A 20,312-nucleotide genomic window follows, 5' to 3' on the forward strand; every position below is an offset into this window, starting at 1 on the left:
GAGACGGCACCGCCGCGGCGGCGTTCGCGGCCGGAGGACACAACGACCTCGGCGCCCCGCTGAGGCGAGAACTCCCGTCGCGGTCCCGGGAATTCCGCTGTCGGGTTGCGGTCAGCGGTGGAGACGTCGGTCAGCGCACGGAGAGGCTGGTCAGCCGGGCGCCGTCCCGCTGCCCCGCGTCGGTCGCCAGTGCCACGTAACGGGCGGTGCCGTTGGTGGTGAGCCGGCGGCTCGTGCCGCGTCCCGTGAGGTGGCCGGCCTGCGTGTAGGCAAGACCATCACTGCTGAGTTCCGCCTTGAGGCTGGGGACGTGACCGCCGGTCCACTCCGTGCGGATCTCCAGGACGGGGCGCTCGGCGCCGAGGTCGACGACCATGCGGCCGTTGGGGCCGGGTGTCCAGGCCGTATGCGGGTCACCGTCGACGGCGGCCGAGGGGTCCGACATGCCGGGCGGGAGCGGGTTGGTCGGGAAAACCGTGCGGCCCAGGGCGAGGTCGTCCAGCGGGTAGACCTCGACGCCCCGCAGAGTGACGGTGGTGGTCCGGCGGGCGCGGACCTGGGTCACCTGGCTGCGGCCTTGCGCCGTTACCCGGAAGCGGCAGGACGGCCCGGTGAGCCGCACCGTGGCGGCGTCGACGACCTCCGCCCGGAGTCCGGCGGGCAGCCTTCCTCCGGACAGTGGGCTCACCACCATGCGCGGAGGCAGCAGTTCGGCCGTGGCGGCGTCAAGGTGGGCCTCGTAGGCGCTGCCTTGGGCGGTGAGGGTCTGGAGTCCCTCGAACAGGACCGTGCGCGAGCCGGATTGAGGGATGTCGATGCGCGTCGTCACCTGCTGGTCGGACAGGTTGAACAGGCTGAGGTGATCCTCGGTGAGAGCCGCGCGGACGTTATCGTCCTGGGCCTGCGGAGCGGCACGGCGGGCGAGGTCGCGGAGCTTGTCGGTGGAGATGCCGGGATAGCCCTCGGCGAGCAGGGGCGACGCCGGGCCGTCGGCCAGGACGACCGTGTCGCCGTACACCGCGAGCGGCTGCTCGGTGCCCCTCACGACGAGGCCGGCTCGGCCGTCGACGTCCAGCCAGCCGCCCTTGCTGGAGACGTCGGGTTCGGGCCAGGAGGCGAGGTCGTTCCACTGCCGGCCGTCGGTCGATCCCTGCACGGTGTAGGCCCGTCCGGCGGCGGCCTCCCAGCGGAGGGTGACACGGTCCACGGCGTGCGTCGCTCCGAGGTCGACGGCGATCCAGCTGTCCGCCCGGGGTCGGTCCGCCTTCGAAACCGCCCATCGGCTCGTGGCGTTGCCGTCCACCGCGAGTGCCGGCTCCTTGCCGGGGTCGTACGAGGACGCTGTCGCCGTCCCGTTCCGGGCGAGGTCGGCGCCGTCCGAACCGTCGCGGACCTCGAAGGCGTAGAGGGAGTAGCCGTACGTCGGGTCGGGCAGGACGCCGACCATGCGCAACTGCCTGACCTCCGACTTCGCGAAGGTAACCTCGTCCACGCGCGGGGTGGCGGCGGCCGGTCGGGCGTCCTGTGCGGTCACCGTGGCGCTGCCCTCCTCGAAGCGGTAGGTGCGCGAACCCGTCAGGCCCGCCATGCCGGGCATGGTGAGGTTGTGGACCTCCAGGTGCCCCTCCCCCTCCGCGACGCCGGTCGTCGCGTAGACGACGGCGCCCGAGGGCAAGGTGGTCAGGCCCGCACGGCCCGTGCTCAGGCGCACCATGGTGGCGCTGCCGTCGAACCCGTCACGGAGCCTGCTGTACGTGCGCACCTGACGGCCGGTCACCTGTGCCGCCGTGCTGGGCAGGAACATGGGGTTGGCGCCACTGAGCTTGAACAGCCAGTCGTCGTGGGCCGGTTGCCAGGCGAACTTCACGAAGCCCGGCTTGGTCACGGCGCCCGCCCAGGCGCCGGTCGACTGGTGGGACACCAGACCGGGGACAGTGCCGAAGTCGGTCACGCCCGAGGCGTGTTCGAACAGTTCCTCCGCGGTCAGGGGTCGCACCGTGCGGCCCTGGGCCGACGCCCACAGGTGCAGGAGGTAGCTGATGGCCACCTCCGCGCGTGCCTCCGGCTCGTACTTCGGCTCGCCGGAGAACTTCGCCAGACGGTACTCCGGCGGGTACTTCTGGTACGCCTCCAGCCGCTCCGCGAGCGCCGCTTCCGCCCGGGCCGCCGCGCGGTCGCCGACCACCTGGGCGAGGAAGGCGAGCGGGATGACGTCCCGGCCGTAGAGGTGCTCGCGGTCGTTGACCATCGGCATCAGCGGCTCGCCGGCGTCACTCATCACCCCGAGCAGGGTGCGCCACAGTTTGTCCGCGTTCGGCTGGTTGGTGAGCACCTGGGGCAACGGGCGCCCGGCGGTGATGAAGTGGGCGGCGTTGCGGCCGGACGTGCGCCACAGCTCTTCCTGGTAGTGCGGGCCGAAGGATCCGTGGTTTTCGACGATGAAGGTGTCGTACAGGTTGCGAGCGGTGTTGTCGGACACGGGGACGCCGTCGACACGGGCCGGGTTGACCAGGTCCGCCTGGGGCAGACCGGTCTCGTTGCGTGCCCAGGTGCCGAAGGCCTTGTCCCAGTCGGCATGCCGCGCATCGTCCGTGGCCCAGGCCAGCCCGGGGGCCAGGGACTGCGCGTAGACACCCATCTCCTCGAGCTTGGTGTCGCCCTCGTGGCCACCGAGCAGGCCGTGCGGGGTCCAGCCGCCGGAGTTCGGGTCGTCGCCCGTGCCCAAACCCGTGGCGTAGGCGGCCTGTTCGCGGACGATCGTGTCGACGTTGGTGCGGGTGGCCTCATCGAGCTCGTCCCACAACAGCCGTGCGGCCAGCACGAAGTAGAGCTGGAAGGTGGTGTCGAAGAACAGCGTTCGGCCCCACTGGGTGCCGCCCGTGAGCCGGTTCGAGGCGGCGAAGTGCTGGATCGTGGCTATCGTCCGGGCCTTCAGCGTCTTCTCGTCGATCCCGGCGCGGTCGCCGTCGTAGCTGCCGTGCGTGAGCAGCACCGCGTTGCCGAGCACCACGGCGAAGCCGAAGTCCTTGTCCGTGTAGTACCCGCGGGCCTCGTCCCACTGCGTCTCGGACCAGTGGGTGTGGTTCAACAGGACGCGGTAGTAGGTGTCCGCAATGGTGTCGGGCGCCGTGCCCGGGCGTCCTTGGGCGCGCGCGGTGCCGCCACCGAGGGTGACGGGGACGGTTGCGGCGAGCGCGGCGGCGCCGAGGAGCTGGACGAAACGGCGGCGGTCGACATGCAGGGATGCATCGGGCACGCTGGGCGCCTTTCGTAAGACAACGTTGTCAAGCAGATGACCGAAATTCTTCGTCCGGAATCGTCCGTGCGTCAAGAGGCGTGGCAGGAGTGACCGTTGCTCCCCGCGGTGCGCGAGGGCAGCCCCGTTCGAAACCGAGGACGCGTGGGCCCGCGCCCTGCCGGTCTCATCGGCCTCGTACCGGCCTTGTGAACTGCAAGGCCTAGACAGCCTGATACCCCAGTGCGACTTCGTGATCTGGCTAGGCGTCGAGGTAGTGGTAATCCCCATCCGGGAGGCCGACCACAAGGCTCCCGTTGTAGACCCTCCACTCGCTCATGCCGTTGACGTCGTGGCTGACCAGAAACAGCCCCCGGGGCCTCTCGTCGTACTCGTCATCCTGGTAGGAGGCCGGGATCTGGGCGATCTGACGCAACCTCTCCTCGAACCAGTCAAGGGACACCGCGCGGATGTTGCCCCCGTAGAAGGCCCACCCGCCGCTGTTGTACTGCCGAGCGGGGAAGGCCCAGCCGCCGCTGTAGGTGCGCTCCGGATCGTCTGCTTCCACGATCTCCTTGACCTGGGCCAACTGTCGGTCGTCGCACTCCAGCCAACCCCTGATCGAGACCATGATTCCCACGGCGGTTGCTCCTCATTCGTGTGGCTCGCGGCCCTGGCCCGCGGTTTCTATGCGCTCGCACGCTAGGGGCGACTTGCTCGGTCGCGCAAAGGAATTGACCGGTGGATCAGCCGCCTCGGGCGGGACGCGTCATCCCCATCCGGTCGGCCCTCGCGCTAGTGCGCTGGGCCCGGGTGAGTACGAGAACGGCCAACGCGTGATCATCAGAGGTTGTCTGGACTCCTGAAGACCGTGCGATGGGCGCGGGCCGCAGCGTGGACGCGGCCCGTCGGCAGGCGATGTTGGACCAGGTCATGGCCCGCGTCGCGGGCCGGTTGCGCCGAGTGGAACCGCGGGCGACGGAGGTCGAGTTCGCCACCCGAAACCCCGCCTGGCCTGGCAGATGATCGAAGCGGCCCTGGACGCCGGATGCTCCTCCAAATGGTGACCGGCGACGAGGTCCACGGCCAGGACCCACAGCTTCGGTCCGCCCTTGCGGCGCGCGGAATCGGCTACGTTCTGGCAGCCGCCTGCACCACCAAGGTGCGGATCAACGAGAACCGCAGGTGGTCCAGGCCGCCGCCGTGGCCGTTTCACCCGGCCCCGGCTTCCCTCCCCCGCAGGGCAGAACACACGCATCGGGTGTCTCGTCCGACGGGCCGCCGCACGGCGGGCCGGCTACTCGACGCCCAGCCTCGCGCCCGCCCCAAGCTGGGGCGGGCGCTCGCACGTCTGGCGGCGCGTTCCCGATGGATGCCCGTGCGACCTGGCCTACTTGTAGAAGACAGCCACGCCTCCGTGGTGCGAGCAGGCGCCCTGATGGTGTGCGGCAAAGGAATAAGTGCCGTCATTGCAGCGAGCGGTAGCACCGTTTCCGGCAGCGCTGGAGCCGCCCGAAGAACTTGAGCCACCGCTCCCAGATGATCCGCCGGCCGAACCGCTACCGGAGCCGCTGACGGAGGCGGCTCTCGCGGTGACGGTCACCTTCACCTTGACCGTCTTCGTGGCGGTCACCGTGGGGGCGGGTTTCGGTGTCGCGGTCTCCGTGGCTGTGACTGTGGCTGTTGCCGTGACGGTGGCGGCAGGCTGCACCTTGTTCGCTGCGGCCTTCGTGGTGTTGCTGTCCTGACTGTTCCCGCCGGCGCCGATGCCGAGGATGAACGCGAGGCCGACGGCGGGCAGCATGTACCGCTTCCGGGCCCACTTCGGTCTCGCCGGCTGTGGGGAGGGCGTGAATGGCGCGGGCGGCCCGTAACCGGGCGGCGGCGGAGGCTGGTTGTACGACATGGTCCCCCCAAGGATGGTTCGTAGTGAGGCGACCGTAACGGGCGCTGTGAAGAACGTGTGAGTGCCCTGCGGTGGTGGTGACACATTTGTGACCGTTCACGGATGGGCAGACGAGTCCGACATGGCCGCTTCGGTGCACGTCAGCGCGACTGCGGGAGGTCCCGGCTCAACCGACGCGATCTTCACATCTCTGTACCCGTTGCTTCCGGCGGGTGCCTTCCGGTTGTCGGCGCGGACCCGCTCGCAGCTGGCGCCCGACGCACGCGGGGTGTCGTCGGGGCCTGTTCAGGTGAGTTCGCAGTACCGCACGGTGGTCGACATGAAGCAATCATCGCTGGTGGCACCGGCAGCCAACTGGTTTCGGCCAGCGTCTATCCTCCTGGCTGGTTTGTGGTGCATGGTGTCCATGCGGGCGCCGCGCCAATCCTCTGGGTGAGCGCCCTTGTTGGGCCCTGCCGGCTGCCGCGAAGCAGGGCCCGCCGCACCTCCCGGCTCCCCACGGGAGGCCATGCGGCTGCCCCGGCGCTCGTATGACTTCCGCTCACCCGGGTGACGTTCTCGCGGTTCCCTGCCGCGGCCCGCCGCGCGGCCGGTATCAACGCAGCATGCTCAAGATCGCGTTGCGGGGCTTGACCGCCGCCGCTCTCCTCGTCGCGCCCCTCACGACCCCGGCAGCCGAGGACTCCGCCCGGTACGTCGCACCGCTGCCGCTGTGCGCGGCCGTCGACCCGCTGCCGTCCGCCGTCGAGACCCGCGACGGCCACCAGTGCACGCGCTTCACGCCCTGGGTGGATGCCGACCACGACTCGCGCAACACGTCCTTGCCGCCGTCGTAGGCGCGTGATGCTGCCAGCACCGAGGCGGCGCCCTTGACCGACTACGAGTCGGTGTTGGCCGCGGTCGGCTCCGCCTCGCGGCTCTCGGCCAGGCGGGTCCCGCCGCGAAGCCGGTCGTCGAACTCCTTGGCTAGGCCCTTCGCCCGTCGCCTGCGGAAAAAGGCATGCACGCGGTCCGACGCCAGGAAGCCGGCCGGTATGGAGCGCCACTTGATCCCGTGTCGGTGACCTAGCGGATCGCGTCGACTGCCCGCCGATGGCAGTAGCCCTCCGGCTGCCCGCCCCGGCCCTCCAGCCGCGCCGGCACCGCCTCCCGCACCACTGCCCACTCCGCGTCCGTCGTGTCCGACGGATACTGAGGCACCCCGTCAGGGCGGTCGGCGGCGTTCCCGAACCGGTAGGCGAGACAATCACTGTCCGACACACGGAAGTTGGACGGAACAGGGGCACACCGGGCTGGGACGACAGGGCCGCCTGAGAGGGCGTTTGATCTAGGTGGATTGCCGTTTATCTCCTAGTATGTTCCTCGCCAGGTGGGTGTCGTCTCGTCCATTATGCGCTTGGTGAGGTTGTCGATCGAGGCGACGTGGATCATGGCTTCGGAGCTGGCGGGCAGCGTCTCGTAGTCGCGGGCGAGACGCCGGTGCATCATGATCCATCCAATACTTCGCTCGACAACCCAGCGCCTTTTGACAACGTGGAAGCCGCGAACTCCCGGAGTTCTATTGACGACTTCGACGTCGATTCCGAGCTTGGCTCCGTGTTCGATGACGGCGTTTTTGAAGCCGGTGTCGACCCAGCTCTTGGAGATGGTCGGGTAGGTCTTTTTGGCCTGGTCGAGGAGCTGGATTCCCACGGCGTTCTCGGACAGGCTCGTCCGTGATCGACACCCAGAGCGTGAAGACCTCCACCAACGTGCCCCTGACCACCTCGCTTGCGGCCGACGATTTTCTTGGCGGCGTCGGTTCCCTGGCGCGGCGGTGACGGTCGCGGCGAGGAGCAGGCCGAGTGTGTCGGTGAGGATGCCGCGGTGGGTTCGGGCTTGCGTCCTTCCTTCACGCGGGCCAGGCCGGTGAGGTCGTGGTTGAGCTGGGTGAGGATTCCCTCGTCGCGCCAGGCGGCGTAGTAGGCGTAGACGGTGGCGTGGTTCGGGAAGTCGTGCGGGAGGTATTTCCAGGGGATTCCGGTGCGGTTGACGTAGAGGAGTGCGTCGAAGATGTCGCGCAGGTCGACCTTGGCCGGCTGCCCGGTGGGCCTGCGGTCGAGTCGGGCCTTTCTCCAGGCCGTCAATGTCGGTTCGAGTAAGGCCCATCGGGCGTCGGACAGGTCGCTGGGGTACGGCTTCCGCTGGCTCACGCCGTAGCGTGATCATGGATTGCGGTGGTCGGCGCTGTTCCGCTGCTGCTGGGCGTTTCTGCCTGATCTTCAAACCAGACGGACTTCATGCTTGAGAACCGGAGCAAACGGGCGGGCAAGTCCGCAGCCCGATGGACGCGAGGGTGCGCATATAAGACAAACACCCCAAGCGTGACGGCCGCGAAAGTCACTTACCGACACAAGTCATCTCTAAATGCCCACTTAAGACGACCCCAAGATACCCGGAGTGTGCAAGACGCTCGACAACCTTGCGTTCAATCAAGCCTTCATTGATGGCCTGGACATTGCCGCCGCATGCGACACCCCAGCCGCCCTACCGGGCAAGTGTTGAGCTGATGGGATGCGCAAGGCGCCCCACATCCGGTAGGGCGCCTTCGTCGTGCGGTCAGACGCGCGGCACCACCCCGCAGCGGCTCATGTTCGAGGACCTAAGGGGTGTCTTTGCACCTGGCCTGCGACGATGCCTCGGCGGCTGTCGACTGGCGGCTGTTCCTGCCCGAGAGCTGGGATCCCGCCTCGCCGAAAGCCGATCCGGCCAGAATCGCCCGCCGCACCCCCGCGGCATCCCCGCCGACGTCGGCCACGTGGAGAAGTAGCAGCTGGCCCTGGACATGATCGACGAGACGAGATCGTGGGGCATCGACATTCCGCTCGTCGTCGCCGACGGCGGCCACGGCAGCCTTCCGCCTCGGCCTGGAGGAACGCCGGCCTCGCCTATGCGGGGGGGCATCCCCACCACCGCCCACCCCCAAGACGCACGCCCGCACCTCCCGCCCTACGGCGGCCGCGGCCCAAGACCCCAGCCGGTCTACCCCGAGCCGGCGCAGACAGTAAAGAGGCTGGTCATCGCGGCCGGCAGACAGGCCGCCCGGCCGGTGCAGGGGCAGGAGGGCTCCCGTCCCTGCACCGGCCGCAGCGGGCTGAAGCGCATGTACTCACGCTTCGTGGCCCTGCGGATCAGGCCCGCCGGACGCGAGATCCGCAAGAACACGACGGCCCTGAACTGCCCGTGCGGTGGCTGCTGGCCGAATGGCCCGCCACCGAGCCAACCGGTGCAGATCTGGCTGTCCAGCCTGCCCGCCGACACCCCTCCGGCCACCCTCGTGCGCACCGCGAAACTGCGCTGGCGCATCGAGCACGCCTACCACGAGATGAAACAGGCCCTGGGCCTGACCCACTTCGAAGGCCGCACCTGGCGGGGCTGGCACACCACGTCACCCTCGTCTCCGTCGCACACGCCTTCTGCACCCTCCAGCGCATCACCCGCTCCCCAAAAGAGACGGCGCCGGCCTGAGCCTCTACCGAGTTGCCCGCGAACTGCAGTCACTCCTCGCACTCTGGACCGGCGGCGCCTGCCCCACCTGTCACCGCGACACGCCGAACCTCATATCAACCTGACCAGGCACTACTAGGTGTGTGGGCGGTTTACGACGTTCACTCCGGAGCGCGTGCCGGACTCGATGGCGGGGGCCAGGAAGGTGTGCGAGTGCCAGAAGCCGAGGAGGCCGATCAGGACGACGACCCAGGTGCGCACGTGACCACGGCCCGGGGCCGCCACGTGCCCGGACATCCGCGCGGGTGAGCACGCCTGGCCGGTGGTGTGTGCCACGAGCGGCCAGGGGTACTCGGGTGTAGCCACCGTGCGGGGCGCCCCGCAGGAACCCAGGCCGTCACGGCTCGACGGCCGCGGGGCACCCGGCGTCCCACTCCCTCCTGCGAGGCCTCCTATGAGCCGTCTCTTCTCGCCGCTGACCCTCCGCGGCACGACCTTCCCAAACCGGGCCTGGGTGGCCCCCATGTGCCAGTACAGCTCGGTCGACGGCTATCCGCAGGACTGGCATCTGGTCCATCTCGGCTCCCTGGCACGCGGCGGGGCCGGCCTGGTCATGCAGGAGGCCACGGCAGTGGAACCTGAGGGCCGGATCACTCCTTCCGACGCCGGCATCTGGGATGACGGGCAGGCTGCCGCGTACACGCGGATTACCGACTTCGTCCACGGGCAGGGAGCCATTGCCGGCATCCAGATCTCCCATGCCGGCCGCAAGGCGTCGACGGCACCGCCGTGGGAGGGTGACGTGTACGTCGAACCGGAGGCCGGAGGATGGCAGACGGTCGCACCGTCACCGCTGCCGTTCGGCGACTGGCCGGCCCCGCGGGAGCTCGGCGCGAACGACATCCGGGCTTTGGTCAGGGCCTTCGGTGAGGCCGCCGGGCGCGCGCTGTCCGCCGGCTTCGAGGTCCTGGAGATCCACGCCGCGCACGGCTATCTGCTGCACCAGTTCCTGTCACCGCTGTCCAACCACCGCAGCGACGAGTACGGAGGCGATCTCGACGGGCGCAGCCGTTTCCTGGTCCAGGTCACCGACGCCGTACGGGCGCAGTGGCCGGAGGACCGCCCGCTGTTCGTACGCTTCTCGGCCACGGACTGGGCCGACGGTGGCTGGACCCCGGAGGAGACGGTCGAGCTGTCGCGGCATCTGGTGGCCCACGGCGTCGATCTGGTGGACATCACCAGCGGCGGGCTCGTCCACAACGCCCGTATCGAAGTGGAGCCCGGCTACCAGGTGCCCTTCGCCCGAACCGTCCGCGAGGGCGCGGCCCTGCCCGTCTCCGCGGTCGGCCTGATCACCGCACCGGAGCAGGCCGACCAGATCCTCGTGGACCGCTCGGCCGACGCGATCATGCTCGCGCGCGAACTGCTGCGCAACCCGACCTGGCCGCTTCGCGCGGCCCGCGTGCTCGGTGACGACGTCCCGTGGCCGAAGCAGTACCAGCGTGGCCGCCCACGTCATCGCTGAGGCCGTCGTCGCCCGAGCAGCCGGGAATTCGGCACAAGACAATGAGGTTTCCTCCGATATGAGCGATCCATGCACCAATGCCGCTTTTCCCGTGCCCCAGGGCGAGTCGATGCGGGCGCTGCTCGCGGCCGACCGTGTCGCCACGCTGCAGCAGATATCCGCCCTTAGCCGGGAGTTCGAAGGGATCGTCGAGGCGAACGCACAGGTGGCCATTGACGACGAGCACGACCCGGAGGGGGGGAGCACGGCCTTCGAGCGGGCGCACGTCGCCGCTCTGCTGTCCCAGTCGCGCGAGCATCTGAACGATCTCGATCGCGCCCTGGAACGGTTGGAGAGAGGCGACTACGGACGCTGCGAGCAATGCGGTGAGCCGATCCCGACGGAGCGCCTCGAAGTTCGCCCGGCGGCGAAAACCTGCGTGCGCTGCGCGTCCGTAGCTCGCTGAAGGGTCACAGTTGAGGGCGCGACATGTCGTCCTGCCCCAACTCGGCGTGCGGGTAGATGCCGAGTTCCTCCGTCGGCGGCCATTCACCATCTGACCTTCACCCGGCTCGATCAGGAGAAGACACGGCCTGGCTCATCGGATACCGCCGACCACACCGCCGCTACGAACGCAAGGCCGACCACTTCCTCGCTTACACGAGCATCATCTGCACCCTCATTTGCTACCGCAAACTCACCAAATGAGATGTCTTTCAAGTCTCTCGGCTGTTACTGACCTTTTCGGGTTGCCTTCGGGTGGTGGCGTTGGGTGATTCCTGCGGTATGCCGGTGTTATGCGGTACGCGGATGGTGGGGGCCTGACCGCTGAGCGGCGGGCTGCGCGGGGCCCCGTTTCCACCTGCTAGTCAAAGGAGCACGCAAGGGTTTTGCCTGGCAGGACTACCGCGACCTCCTGGTCCGTGCGCACCTGCAACTCGGCGCCCCGATCATTGTCGTCTGGGGCACTTTGAACACCCACCGTGCTGCCGGATTGCGGGAGTACGCAGGCAGCCACGAATGGTTCACCGTCATCCAGCTGCCCTCCTACAGTCCGGACTTGAATCCTATGGAAGGGATCTGGTCGTGGTTACGGCGCGGGCCGATGGCCAACACCGGCTTCACCGACCCCGACCACCTCGCCCGCACCCTCCGCTGAGGGCCCGCCCACCTCCAGCGCCACCCCAAATTCATCGACGGCTACCTCACCGAAACCGGACTGACCCTCACCCCAGATCCCCCGACGCCAATCCGAAAAGGTCAGTAGTCTGCGCGTATGTCAGACCTGGGGCCCATCGCCTGGCCGCCTGAGCCGATCAAGACCGAGAGACTCGTGCTCCGTGAGTCCGAGGCCCGGGACCGTGCGGCGTTCATCGAGCTACTGGCGTCGCCAGAGGTGCACACCTACCTCGGCGGCCCCCGCCCGCGTGACGAGCTTGAGCGCGAGATGCCCGGGGTACCCGAGCGGTGGCCCGGGAGTTTCGTCGTTGATCTCGACGGGGCGATGATCGGCCACATCCTGCTCAGGAGAGCAACGGAGCACCGTCGCCCAGCTGCTGCGGGGAAAGTTGATCTCGGCTATCTGTTCCTGCCGCGGGCGTGGGGATTCGGGTATGCCGCCGAGGCGTGCGCGGCGGTACTCGGCTGGTTCGACGGCGTCCTTCCCGCCGAGCCGGTGGTGCTCCACACCCAAACCGCCAACGTCGGCTCGATGCGCCTCGCGGCAAAGCTGGGGTTCGCCGAGGTAGAGCGGTTCCAGGCCTGGGACGCCGAGCAATGGCTCGGCCTGCGGTCGCCTGTCATGGCGTCCACGTGACCCCAGTCACCCGAGTGCGTTTCTGATGCGGTGACTGCTCCGAAGCATCAAGGATCAAGCAGCGAGCGCGAGTTGGTCCTGGCAGCGGACGGCGTAGGAGCCTACTCCGCCCACACCCAACTGCGGGCGGCTGACTCCCGCGCGGGTGTGGCGGTCGCCCCGCCCTCCGACGGTTCGCCAGGTGACCGGCTGGCTCATCCGTCACCCCACCGCCCTGACCCAAGGAGGATCACGCCGCAATTCGAACTACTCCGGAGTCGGCTCGATGGTGTTGCGGTCCGACCGGATGGGATGTGGAAGTCAGTGGAACGGTTACGTCGGGATGGTGCATGATCCGCTCATGGAGCGCGTCATCGACCTTGATCAGGCGGCCGCAGAAATCGCCAAGGTGGTTCCGCGATGGCTGGCAGCCGGTCTCAAGGTCGGGCGAGTGACGTGGCGGGACGCAACTGCACGGTGGCCTCAGCAGGTTGAGACTGACAGAGCTCTCGTGCGTGAGCCCGACTCTGTCGGCGTGCTCATCTCCGGCCCGGCGGACGCTGAGCTGTCGGTGGTGCTTTTCCGGGGCGGCTGGGCGGATGTGGACTACTTCGACGGCCTCGACGATGGCGGCCCGATACCGGCGTTCGGCATCAATTCGGCAGCAGCTTTCGGCACCCAGCTCGATCAGTGGCTGGCGCGCGTCTTTGGAAACCTCGGCAGGAAGTAGAGCTGGAGTGCCGGCACCAGACCAGGGATGGATCTCACCTCGCCTTCGGAAGCTCAGGTGATCAACCGGCACCGACTCCTACCGCCTCGCCACCACCCCGGGCTCGCCCGCGCCGAACAGCAAGCCGTTGTCAGCTGAAGAAGACACCAGGCCCTCACCACTTTGGCCGACATCGGACCGGGCGGGTCCCGATCTGCCGCCCGGCCGTTCGAGGTCGGACGCGCCCTACTGTGCGAGTCGCTGGTCGCGGATCTCAGCCCAGCGCAGCGAGTCACGGATGCCCTCGGCAATGCTGAACTGCGGCTCCCAGCCGAGCAGCCGCTTGGCCCGGTCGCTGCGAGTGAAAGCACCAGCCACGTCGCCCGGGCGCGGATCCGCGTCGACCACCGCGACCGGCGGAGTGACCACGCTGTTGAAGGACGAGACCAGCTCGGTGACGGTGGTACCCGTACCGGTCCCGAGGTTGATCACCGAAGAGCGGGCATCGGCCAGCGCGGACTCGAACCGCTGGAGCGCGGCCACGTGTGCGGTGGCCAGATCCCAGACATGCACGTAGTCACGGATACCGGAGCCGTCCCGGGTAGGCCAATCGGTGCCGGTGATCTCAAACGGCACTCCCCCGTCATGTGCCTCGATCAGCTTGCCGAGCGCGTGGCTGGGCCGACGCAGCTGAAGGCCGGTGCGCAGCTCGGGGTCGGCGCCGATCGGATTGAAGTAGCGCAAAGAGAGGACCCGGATCGGCTGGGTCGCGGCGATGTCGGCGAACATGCCCTCGCAGACCGCCTTGGTGCGCGCGTACGGGCTCTGCGGGGCGATTCCGGACTCCTCGTCCACGCTGAAGTCATCGCCCGGCAGGTAGATCGAGCCAGAGGAGCTGAAGATCATCTTCTGGCAGTCGTTGCGGATCAGGTGGCCCACGAAGTCCAGGCTCTTGCCCACGTTGGCCTGGTAGTAGCCGAGCGGGTCACCCACGGAATCCGGGACCACGATCAGCGCCGCGCAGTGCACGACCGCCTCGATCTCCGGATGCTCGGCGAAGATCCGGTCCACCAGAACACCGTCCTCGATGTCGCCCCGGTAGAAGGCGCGGCCCTCGGTGAATTCCCGACGCCCCGTCACCAGACTGTCCAGAATCACCGGGGTGATCCCGGCGTTCAGACAGGCAGAGGCGACAGTGCTACCGATGTACCCCGCGCCGCCCGAGATCAGTACCTTCATGTCAGGGTTCGACCCTTTCTATCCGCCCGCTGACCAGATTGTTCGTGCGGTGAGCCTAACGTCCGACCCAGGCACCGGTGTTGATCGCCGAGTCCCACATCGAGCCGACGGTCGAGGCCGGCTGCAGAGTGACGGATGGTGTAACTCGTACACGGTGGCGTCGCCGTGACCCACGCCGGGCTGCGCGGACTTCGTCCACATGGTCGCGCTCCAACCCTGGCATGGTCGAGATCGGCAACGCCGGATCGGGCGGTCACTACGCTCGCCGCATGACTACGTACGTGCAGGTCTCGACGGCCACGGCGACGCGCGACGACGCCGTCGAGTCGGCCCAAGGAGCAGTGAAGGAGCGGCTCGCTGCCGGGTCACAGATCGCCGGTCCGGTCCTGAGTGTGCACTGGCACCTCGGCGAGTTCGGTGAGGGCGAGGAGTGGCGGCTGACCTAACGACGACAGCGGACCGGTACCCCGCTCTGGAGGCGTACCTCCTGGAGAACCATCCGTGGGACAACCCGGAAGTGATCGGTGTGCTGATCAGCCACAGTGCGCCTCGATGTCTCGGCCGCGCGAGGACCGTTGCATAGGCTGGCCGTCTCATCCGACGCACCGCGACAAGGATCAGCCCATGCACGGCAGCACCAGGATCCGCCTGATCGAGCCCACCGACGCGGCCCAGATCGCAGCACATCGGGTGCGGGACGTCGAGGCCTTTAGGCCATGGGAACCGGTCCAGCCGGACGGCTTCTTCACCACGGAGGGCCAGGCGGAGCGGATCGACAGGCTGCTGGCCGGATACCGGGCCGGCACGGTCTGGCCGGGCGTGGTACTTGCCGACGACCAGGTGATCGGGCAGGTCACTGTCGGAGGCATCCTGCTGCAGGCGCACCTGCTCCGCGGCTCCGTCGGATACTGGATCGCCAGCGTCGCCCAGAATCAAGGCCACGCCGGCCGCGCCGTCGGGCTCGTACTCCAAGTGATGGCCGACAAACTCGGGTTGCACCGCGCCGAGGCGTCCACCAATCTGGAGAATCTGCCGTCGCAGCGGGTATTGCGCCGCAACGGGTTCAGTCCGTACGGCGTCGCGCACTCGTCGATATTTCTCGACGGGCGCTGGCAAGACGGGTTGCTCTGGGAGCGGCTCCTCGGTGAATAGGTCGTGTCGCGAAAGTCCCGCCTGCCTCGCGGCGCCTGGGTCGGTGAATCGTCTGCGCGCGGAGGCTCGGTTTTGATAAGACCGAGCAGGTACGCCTGGTCTGGCGGGCGTTGCGACCGGCAAGTCGGCCCGCCACCGTCGAGGCCGGGGGCGAAAGACCTCAGGCATGAGGATTGGCGTCACCGCCCATGAGCTGGTGGTCCACGCCCAAATGCGGCTCACATGGGGCGGTATCCAACGCTTGCGCCTGGTCACGTGACCACCAGATACAGGACGACCCTTGGGCCCCAGCCCAGCTGAACCGCCCCGGGCGCCCCTCGGTCAGCAGAGACTTCGGGGACTCCGCCGCGGACCGCAGGTGATGCTCTGTGAGGTCAAGAGGCTCAGGCAAACTTAGGCGTTCGTTCCAGGTGGACTTCCGGCGTCTCCGTCGGCGGGATTCTGAAACGATCGGTCAGCCCTGACGTGGGCGGAATCGAGTTCGATCGGCAGCCGCGCCCGGCGCGAACGTGCGGCGCCAGGCATGGCCCGTTCCAAAAACCCGACCTCACCTGAGACCCTGCCCTCTCACGCGGCCGCGCGTCAGGCGATCGTGCCCAGGTCGGCGCCGGTCCAGTGCTCCGGCCTCATCCGGACCACGACGTGGTCGGCGAGTTCCACCTCGGCCCATACCGCGTATCGGTCCAGGGCTTCGCCGTGGAGGTAACGGGCGGCGAGGTCGCGGTGAGCGGTGGGGCCGGGCTCTGCGATGTCCGCGACGGGACCTTCGACGGACACGTACCGCGGGGTGGGCTCGCTGCGCTCGACGAGGAGGCTGAACCGGCCGCTGGCTCTGATCAAGTTCAGTTTGCGCGAGTTCGCGCCGGTGAGGATCCACGGCATGCCACCGGGTCGGTAGCCGTACCAGATCGGTACGAGTAGCGGTCCGCGGCTGGGGCCGTCGGTGACGCCCAGCGCGGCGACGTGCGGCTGTGCCAGGAAGGCTTCGCGTTCTTCACGTGAGAGTGCCATGCACCCGACTCTAGGCCTGGGCACTCACAGCGCATCGTGACTCGCAGCGGGTAGGTATTCCGGGAGGTCGGCCGCGGTCAGGAAGCCTGCCTGCGCGATATCTCCGAAGCCATGACGCCCGCTGGAGCCCGTCGGGCGTCCATGCGCCGCTTGTCCAACCTCGTCTGTCGGTTCACGAAACGCGATCAACGGAACCAAACCAACTCCCCGCTGCCGCTTGGCACCCGGGGGCGCTCCCCACGACCGCGGCGAGCAGAACGGCGCGGACGCCACCCCCACCGTCCTCACGTGACCATCTCGCGACCGGCGCGACCGGCGCGACCGGGCGGCGAGCGGTCACCCAGGGCCTTTGCGCCGCAACCGCCGACTCAACGCCCACCTGCGGAAAGTGTGACCTCGCCCGGATTCGCGCGGTTCACGGCTGACAAGTCTGTGCCATGGCAAGGACTTGCCTTCATCGGGCCTTCTCGTCGGCGTTACCGGCCGATAGACCCATGGCATGTTCTCTCCCTCACAGTCTTCCGCCGTCCTGCGCAGACGCCGGCAGTTGGTCTCGGCCGCCGTCGTGGTGCCGCTGCTGGCGTCGGGGCTCGCGGTTGTGCAAGCGCCCGCTCAAGCGGCTCCGAGCAAGCCCACCGTTCTCGCCAAGCCCTCGGCAACCCACAAGGTCACCCTGGTCACCGGCGACGTCGTCACGGTCACCACGATGGCCGACGGCAAGCAGACCGCCGAGGTCCACCGGCCGGACAGAGCCGTCGGCGGCGTAAAGATCCAGGAGATCAAGGGTGACCTGTTCGTCATCCCGGACGAGGCGGCGCCCCTGCTGAGCACGGACAAGCTGGACCGGCGGCTGTTCGACGTCACCGGCCTGATCAAGATGGGCTACGACGATGCGAAGTCGGCCGCGGTGCCGCTGATCGCGACGTACGCCCAGCCGAAGTCTCGCGCGGCCGTCGAGCCGACGGCCCCCCGCGGCAGCAGGCTGACCCGCAGACTCAAGGGCATCCGCGGCGCCGCGCTCAGCACCGCGAAGCGGCAGGCCCGCACCTTCTGGACCAGCGTCGCGCCGCGGGGCAGCGCGAAGTTGGGCGCGGGTGTGGCGAAGCTGTGGCTCGACGGCCGAGTGAAGGTCGACCTGAAGGAGAGCGTGCCGCTGATCGGCGCTCCCGAGGCCTGGGCGGCCGGGTTCACCGGCAAGGGCGTCAAGGTCGCGGTTCTCGACACAGGCATCGACGTCGACCATCCCGACTTCGCCGGCGTGATCGACGGCACGGCCAGCTTCGTGCCGGGCGAGGCCATCACCGACGTCAACGGGCACGGCACGCATGTGGCCGGCACCATCGTCGGATCGGGCGCCGCCTCCGGTGGCGACTACAAGGGCGTCGCTCCCGGGGCCGACCTGTACGTCGGGAAGGTGCTCAGCGGCGCGGAGGGCTACGGCCAGGACTCCTGGGTCATGGCCGGCATGCAGTGGGCCGCCGAGTCCGGTGCGGACGTCGTGAACATGAGCCTCGGCGACTCCTACCCGACCGACGGCAGCGACCCGATGTCGCAGACGGTCGACGCGCTGTCCGCGCAGTACGGCACTCTGTTCGTCATCGCTGCCGGCAACGCGGGCCCGGAGAGCATCTCCGCCCCGGGCGCGGCCGCCTCGGCGCTGACCGTGGCGGCCACGGACAAGCAGGACCAGCTCGCGTCCTTCTCCAGCACCGGCCCGCTGGCCTCCTCCGGCGCCATGAAGCCGGACATCGCGGCGCCAGGAGTGGACATCACCGCGGCCCGCTCGCAGGAGATGACCGACGGTGGTGAGGGCCTGTACCGCACGCTCAGCGGCACCTCGATGGCCACCCCGCACGTGGTCGGCGCGGCGGCGATCCTGGCCCAGCAGCACCCGGACTGGACCGGCGCGCAGCTCAAGGAACACCTGATGAGCACCGCGAAGGGCCTGGACGAGGGGTACTCTCCGTACGAGGTCGGCACCGGCCGTGTCGACGTGGCCGCCGCCGTGCGGACCGCCGTCCGCGGCACCGGATCGCTTTTCTTCGGGAACCACACGTGGCCGCACGAGCCGAGCGACGTCGCCGTGACGAAGGACCTGACCTTCACCAACACCGGTGCCGCCGACGTCACACTGAACCTCGCGTTGAGCGACGACGGCGGCCCGTTCACCCTGGGGGCGACCGAGGTGAGCGTCCCGGCGGGCGGCACCGCCGCCGTCCCGGTGACCGGTGACCCGCAATCCGCCTCGGTGGGCCGGCACGTCGGCTACGTCATGGCGACCGACGCGGCCACCGGGAAGCCGGTGACCCGCACGTCCGTGGCGCTGCTCAAGGAAGAGGAGCGCTACGACCTGAACATCAAGCTGGTCGGCCGGGACGGCAAGCCCGCCTCCGGCTGGGTCGGCATCAACCTGGCCGGTGACACCCTTCCTTGGTCGGTCTACGTCGACGGCAGGACGACCATGCGCATGGCTCCGGGCCTCTACACCGTCGCGGGGTATCTCGACGTGGCCGGGGAAGAGAGGGACCGCTCGGGTCTGGCCGTACTGGTCGACCCGGAGACCGTGCTGAAGGACGGTGCCGCGAACGTGGTGCTGGACGCGAGCAAGGCCCGGCTGCTGCGGACCGAGGCGCCGCAGCGTACGGAGGACCGCCAGCGCAAGGTCGACTTCAACGTCCACTACAAGGGCCAGGACCCGTACACGGACTATCGCAGCGCGTATGTGCTGCCGCCGACGTACGACGACGTCTACGTCTCGCCGACGGAGCCGATGAAACAGGGCGAGTTCGTGCTGACCACCCGTTGGCGCAAGGGCGAGCCGCAACTCGCTCTGAGCACGCCGGGTGGTCGCCTCCGCTTCGACGCGCTGGTGCAGACCGGCAGCACACTGGACTCCGCCACCGACCGGCGGGACGTGGTCTACGCGGGCGACGGCACCGCGGCCGCCTACGAGAAGGTCAAGGCCAAGGGCAAGGTCGCTGTTGTCGAGCACAGCGACGAGGTCTCGCCGCTGGAGCGCGCCGAGGCCGCGGCCACGGCCGGTGCGAAAGCCCTGATCGTGGTCAACGACGGTGCCGGCGCCCTGATGGAGTACGTCGGCGAGTCGACCATCCCGGTCGCCACCGTGCACCGCGACGCCGGCAGGACACTCATCGCGATGGCCAGGTCCGGCACCCTGAAACTGACAGTGAAGCAGACCCAGTACACCCCGTACGTCTACGACCTGACCCGCGACTACCCCCGGCAGGTCCCGGACCGAGCCCTGGTCTACAAGCCGACCAGGAGCGACCTCGCGCGGATCGACGCCCGCTACTACTCGGCCACGGACGGCGAGTTGGCGGAAGGCTACCGATCCGACTTCACCCTCAGCCCGTCCGTCAACATTCCCGAAACGGAGTGGCACCCGGGCACCCGCACCGAGTGGGTGACCCCGGGGCAGGTCTGGAGAGAGTTCCACACGCAGGGCGTCGACGGCACCCTGCCGTGGTCGATGGTGTCGGGCGACAACACGTACGAGAAGGGCAGTACCACCCGTCTGAACTGGTTCGCCCCAGCGACCCGCCCCGGGCAGAGCGAGTCCTTCGGCGTGTACAACTCCCGCTGGCAGAACTACATGACGTGGAATGTGCAGGCGTGGGCCTCCGCCAGCGACAACATGCGGCTGGGTGGCTACCTGCCGTGGGGTGAGACACCGTCCCACCTGCAGGTCTTCCAGGGCGACACACGGATATACGACAACCCGAACAGCGGAGACATGCAGTGGCAGGAGGTGCCGGCGGGCAAGCTGCCCTACCGCGCCGTCCTCGACGCGGAGCGGCCCGGTGACGTCTTCCGGCTGTCGACGCGCACCCACACCGAGTGGACGTTCCTGTCCGACACCGTCGACTCGGACTCCTTCGAGCCGTTCTCGGTGCTGAACCTGGACTACGAGCTGGAGTCGAGTCTGCACGGCGACGTCAAGGCCGACGCGACCCAGCAGATCGCGCTCAAGCCGGTGTCGATGGACCTCGGCACCGTGCCGGGCACCGTCACCAGGGTGAAGCTGGACGTCTCGTACGACGACGGCGCCACCTGGCAGAAGGTGACCCTGGCCAAGGGCGCCCACGGTTACTGGACGGGTTCGTTCAGGACGGCGAAGAAGCCCGGCGGTTTCATCTCGGTCCGCGCGAGCGCCGGGACGGACAGCGGCTTCGGTGTCAAGAACGAGATCATCCGGGCGTACGGCCTGCGATGACCCGCGCTGTCGGGCCCGGGGAGGAGACTCCCCGGGGCCCT

At 68.6% G+C, this 20,312-nt stretch carries 17 protein-coding genes and 5 pseudogenes; 14 read left to right on the top strand and 8 right to left on the bottom strand.

The window, feature by feature from the left end; all coding sequences use genetic code 11:
* Positions 1-130: 130 nt before the first annotated feature.
* Both OHB41_RS45550 and OHB41_RS45555 read right to left on the bottom strand, forming a co-directional pair.
* Positions 131-3,256 carry a discoidin domain-containing protein gene (locus tag OHB41_RS45550; RefSeq protein ID WP_266707549.1) on the bottom strand — a complete coding sequence of 1,042 codons (3,126 nt, stop codon included), beginning with the start codon at positions 3,254-3,256 and terminating at the stop codon, positions 131-133.
* 241 nt (positions 3,257-3,497) lie between these two features.
* Positions 3,498-3,866 (bottom strand): hypothetical protein, encoded by a 369-nt coding sequence (locus OHB41_RS45555; RefSeq protein WP_266708357.1) that lies wholly within the window; start codon positions 3,864-3,866, stop codon positions 3,498-3,500.
* Between the two features lie 370 nt (positions 3,867-4,236).
* Here OHB41_RS45555 and OHB41_RS52805 point away from each other — a divergent pair.
* Positions 4,237-4,418, top strand: a pseudogene (locus tag OHB41_RS52805) (IS701 family transposase); the annotation flags it as partial.
* 207 nt (positions 4,419-4,625) lie between these two features.
* Here OHB41_RS52805 and OHB41_RS52460 read toward each other — a convergent pair.
* Positions 4,626-4,682, bottom strand: a pseudogene (locus OHB41_RS52460) (DUF3761 domain-containing protein); the annotation flags it as partial.
* Positions 4,683-4,695: 13 nt separating this feature from the next.
* Here OHB41_RS52460 and OHB41_RS45560 point away from each other — a divergent pair.
* Both OHB41_RS45560 and OHB41_RS45565 read left to right on the top strand, forming a co-directional pair.
* A complete protein-coding gene (locus OHB41_RS45560) occupies positions 4,696-4,983 on the top strand; it encodes a hypothetical protein (RefSeq protein ID WP_266707551.1) in 288 nt (95 codons plus the stop codon).
* 763 nt (positions 4,984-5,746) lie between these two features.
* A complete protein-coding gene (locus OHB41_RS45565; protein WP_266707553.1) occupies positions 5,747-5,977 on the top strand; it encodes a hypothetical protein in 231 nt (76 codons plus the stop codon).
* Positions 5,978-6,206: 229 nt separating this feature from the next.
* Here the strand turns inward: OHB41_RS45565 and OHB41_RS45570 are convergent, their stop codons facing one another.
* Positions 6,207-6,401: a hypothetical protein gene (locus tag OHB41_RS45570; protein ID WP_266707555.1), complete on the bottom strand. Its 195-nt coding sequence runs from the start codon at positions 6,399-6,401 to the stop codon at positions 6,207-6,209.
* Between the two features lie 90 nt (positions 6,402-6,491).
* Positions 6,492-7,333: pseudogene (locus OHB41_RS45575) on the bottom strand (IS5 family transposase).
* 456 nt (positions 7,334-7,789) lie between these two features.
* Here OHB41_RS45575 and OHB41_RS45580 point away from each other — a divergent pair.
* Both OHB41_RS45580 and OHB41_RS45585 read left to right on the top strand, forming a co-directional pair.
* Positions 7,790-7,969 (top strand): transposase, encoded by a 180-nt coding sequence (locus tag OHB41_RS45580; RefSeq protein ID WP_266707557.1) that lies wholly within the window; start codon positions 7,790-7,792, stop codon positions 7,967-7,969.
* Positions 7,966-8,766: a transposase gene (locus OHB41_RS45585; RefSeq protein WP_266707559.1), complete on the top strand. Its 801-nt coding sequence runs from the start codon at positions 7,966-7,968 to the stop codon at positions 8,764-8,766. The genes OHB41_RS45580 and OHB41_RS45585 overlap by 4 nt, the downstream gene beginning before the upstream one ends.
* Here the strand turns inward: OHB41_RS45585 and OHB41_RS45590 are convergent.
* On the bottom strand, positions 8,763-8,993 hold the full coding sequence (locus tag OHB41_RS45590) for a hypothetical protein (RefSeq protein WP_266708411.1): 231 nt from the start codon (positions 8,991-8,993) through the stop codon (positions 8,763-8,765). The two genes, OHB41_RS45585 and OHB41_RS45590, sit on opposite strands and share 4 nt — an antisense overlap.
* Positions 8,994-9,081: 88 nt before the next feature.
* Between OHB41_RS45590 and OHB41_RS45595 the strand changes: the two genes are divergently transcribed.
* From OHB41_RS45595 to OHB41_RS45620, 6 genes and pseudogenes are all read left to right on the top strand, one after another.
* Positions 9,082-10,152 (top strand): NADH:flavin oxidoreductase/NADH oxidase, encoded by a 1,071-nt coding sequence (locus OHB41_RS45595; RefSeq protein WP_266707561.1) that lies wholly within the window; start codon positions 9,082-9,084, stop codon positions 10,150-10,152.
* A gap of 58 nt (positions 10,153-10,210) precedes the next feature.
* Positions 10,211-10,597, top strand: a complete 387-nt coding sequence (locus OHB41_RS45600) for a TraR/DksA family transcriptional regulator (protein WP_266708359.1) — start codon at positions 10,211-10,213, stop codon at positions 10,595-10,597.
* A 125-nt stretch (positions 10,598-10,722) separates the two neighbouring features.
* Positions 10,723-10,839: pseudogene (locus OHB41_RS45605) on the top strand (IS5/IS1182 family transposase); the annotation flags it as partial.
* Between the two features lie 142 nt (positions 10,840-10,981).
* Positions 10,982-11,398 (top strand): annotated as a pseudogene (locus OHB41_RS45610) (transposase); the annotation flags it as partial.
* 9 nt (positions 11,399-11,407) lie between these two features.
* Positions 11,408-11,947: a GNAT family N-acetyltransferase gene (locus tag OHB41_RS45615; protein WP_266707563.1), complete on the top strand. Its 540-nt coding sequence runs from the start codon at positions 11,408-11,410 to the stop codon at positions 11,945-11,947.
* A 181-nt stretch (positions 11,948-12,128) separates the two neighbouring features.
* Positions 12,129-12,656: a hypothetical protein gene (locus OHB41_RS45620; RefSeq protein WP_266707565.1), complete on the top strand. Its 528-nt coding sequence runs from the start codon at positions 12,129-12,131 to the stop codon at positions 12,654-12,656.
* 225 nt (positions 12,657-12,881) lie between these two features.
* On the opposite strand, the gene galE is transcribed toward OHB41_RS45620, so the two are convergent.
* The gene (gene galE, locus OHB41_RS45625; RefSeq protein ID WP_266707567.1) at positions 12,882-13,874 is read right to left on the bottom strand and encodes a UDP-glucose 4-epimerase GalE; all 993 of its coding nucleotides are present in this window, start codon (positions 13,872-13,874) and stop codon (positions 12,882-12,884) included.
* A 269-nt stretch (positions 13,875-14,143) separates the two neighbouring features.
* On the opposite strand from galE, the gene cutA reads away from it, so the two are divergent.
* Together cutA and OHB41_RS45635 are read left to right on the top strand one after the other, a co-directional pair.
* On the top strand, positions 14,144-14,320 hold the full coding sequence (gene cutA / locus OHB41_RS52160; protein ID WP_323138531.1) for a divalent cation tolerance protein CutA: 177 nt from the start codon (positions 14,144-14,146) through the stop codon (positions 14,318-14,320).
* 178 nt (positions 14,321-14,498) lie between these two features.
* Positions 14,499-15,026, top strand: a complete 528-nt coding sequence (locus OHB41_RS45635) for a GNAT family N-acetyltransferase (protein ID WP_266707569.1) — start codon at positions 14,499-14,501, stop codon at positions 15,024-15,026.
* A 582-nt stretch (positions 15,027-15,608) separates the two neighbouring features.
* On the opposite strand, the gene OHB41_RS45640 is transcribed toward OHB41_RS45635, so the two are convergent.
* Positions 15,609-16,037 (bottom strand): pyridoxamine 5'-phosphate oxidase family protein, encoded by a 429-nt coding sequence (locus tag OHB41_RS45640; RefSeq protein WP_266707571.1) that lies wholly within the window; start codon positions 16,035-16,037, stop codon positions 15,609-15,611.
* 499 nt (positions 16,038-16,536) lie between these two features.
* Between OHB41_RS45640 and OHB41_RS45645 the strand changes: the two genes are divergently transcribed.
* Complete coding sequence (locus OHB41_RS45645; protein WP_266707573.1) at positions 16,537-20,271, top strand: S8 family peptidase; 3,735 nt, start codon at positions 16,537-16,539, stop codon at positions 20,269-20,271.
* Positions 20,272-20,312 lie beyond the last annotated feature (41 nt).

The organism is Streptomyces sp. NBC_01571 (assembly GCF_026339875.1).
GTDB lineage: Bacteria > Actinomycetota > Actinomycetes > Streptomycetales > Streptomycetaceae > Streptomyces.

Excerpts from the sequence above, each read along its gene's own strand:
- OHB41_RS45555 (WP_266708357.1), bottom strand. The coding sequence starts at position 3,866 with ATGGTCTCGATCAGGGGTTGGCTGGAGTGCGACGACCGACAGTTGGCC.
- OHB41_RS45565 (WP_266707553.1), top strand. The coding sequence starts at position 5,747 with ATGCTCAAGATCGCGTTGCGGGGCTTGACCGCCGCCGCTCTCCTCGTC.
- OHB41_RS45585 (WP_266707559.1), top strand. The coding sequence starts at position 7,966 with ATGATCGACGAGACGAGATCGTGGGGCATCGACATTCCGCTCGTCGTC.
- OHB41_RS45595 (WP_266707561.1), top strand. The coding sequence starts at position 9,082 with ATGAGCCGTCTCTTCTCGCCGCTGACCCTCCGCGGCACGACCTTCCCA.
- OHB41_RS45600 (WP_266708359.1), top strand. The coding sequence starts at position 10,211 with ATGAGCGATCCATGCACCAATGCCGCTTTTCCCGTGCCCCAGGGCGAG.
- OHB41_RS45615 (WP_266707563.1), top strand. The coding sequence starts at position 11,408 with ATGTCAGACCTGGGGCCCATCGCCTGGCCGCCTGAGCCGATCAAGACC.
- galE (WP_266707567.1), bottom strand. The coding sequence starts at position 13,874 with ATGAAGGTACTGATCTCGGGCGGCGCGGGGTACATCGGTAGCACTGTC.
- cutA (WP_323138531.1), top strand. The coding sequence starts at position 14,144 with ATGACTACGTACGTGCAGGTCTCGACGGCCACGGCGACGCGCGACGAC.
- OHB41_RS45635 (WP_266707569.1), top strand. The coding sequence starts at position 14,499 with ATGCACGGCAGCACCAGGATCCGCCTGATCGAGCCCACCGACGCGGCC.
- OHB41_RS45640 (WP_266707571.1), bottom strand. The coding sequence starts at position 16,037 with ATGGCACTCTCACGTGAAGAACGCGAAGCCTTCCTGGCACAGCCGCAC.
- OHB41_RS45645 (WP_266707573.1), top strand. The coding sequence starts at position 16,537 with ATGTTCTCTCCCTCACAGTCTTCCGCCGTCCTGCGCAGACGCCGGCAG.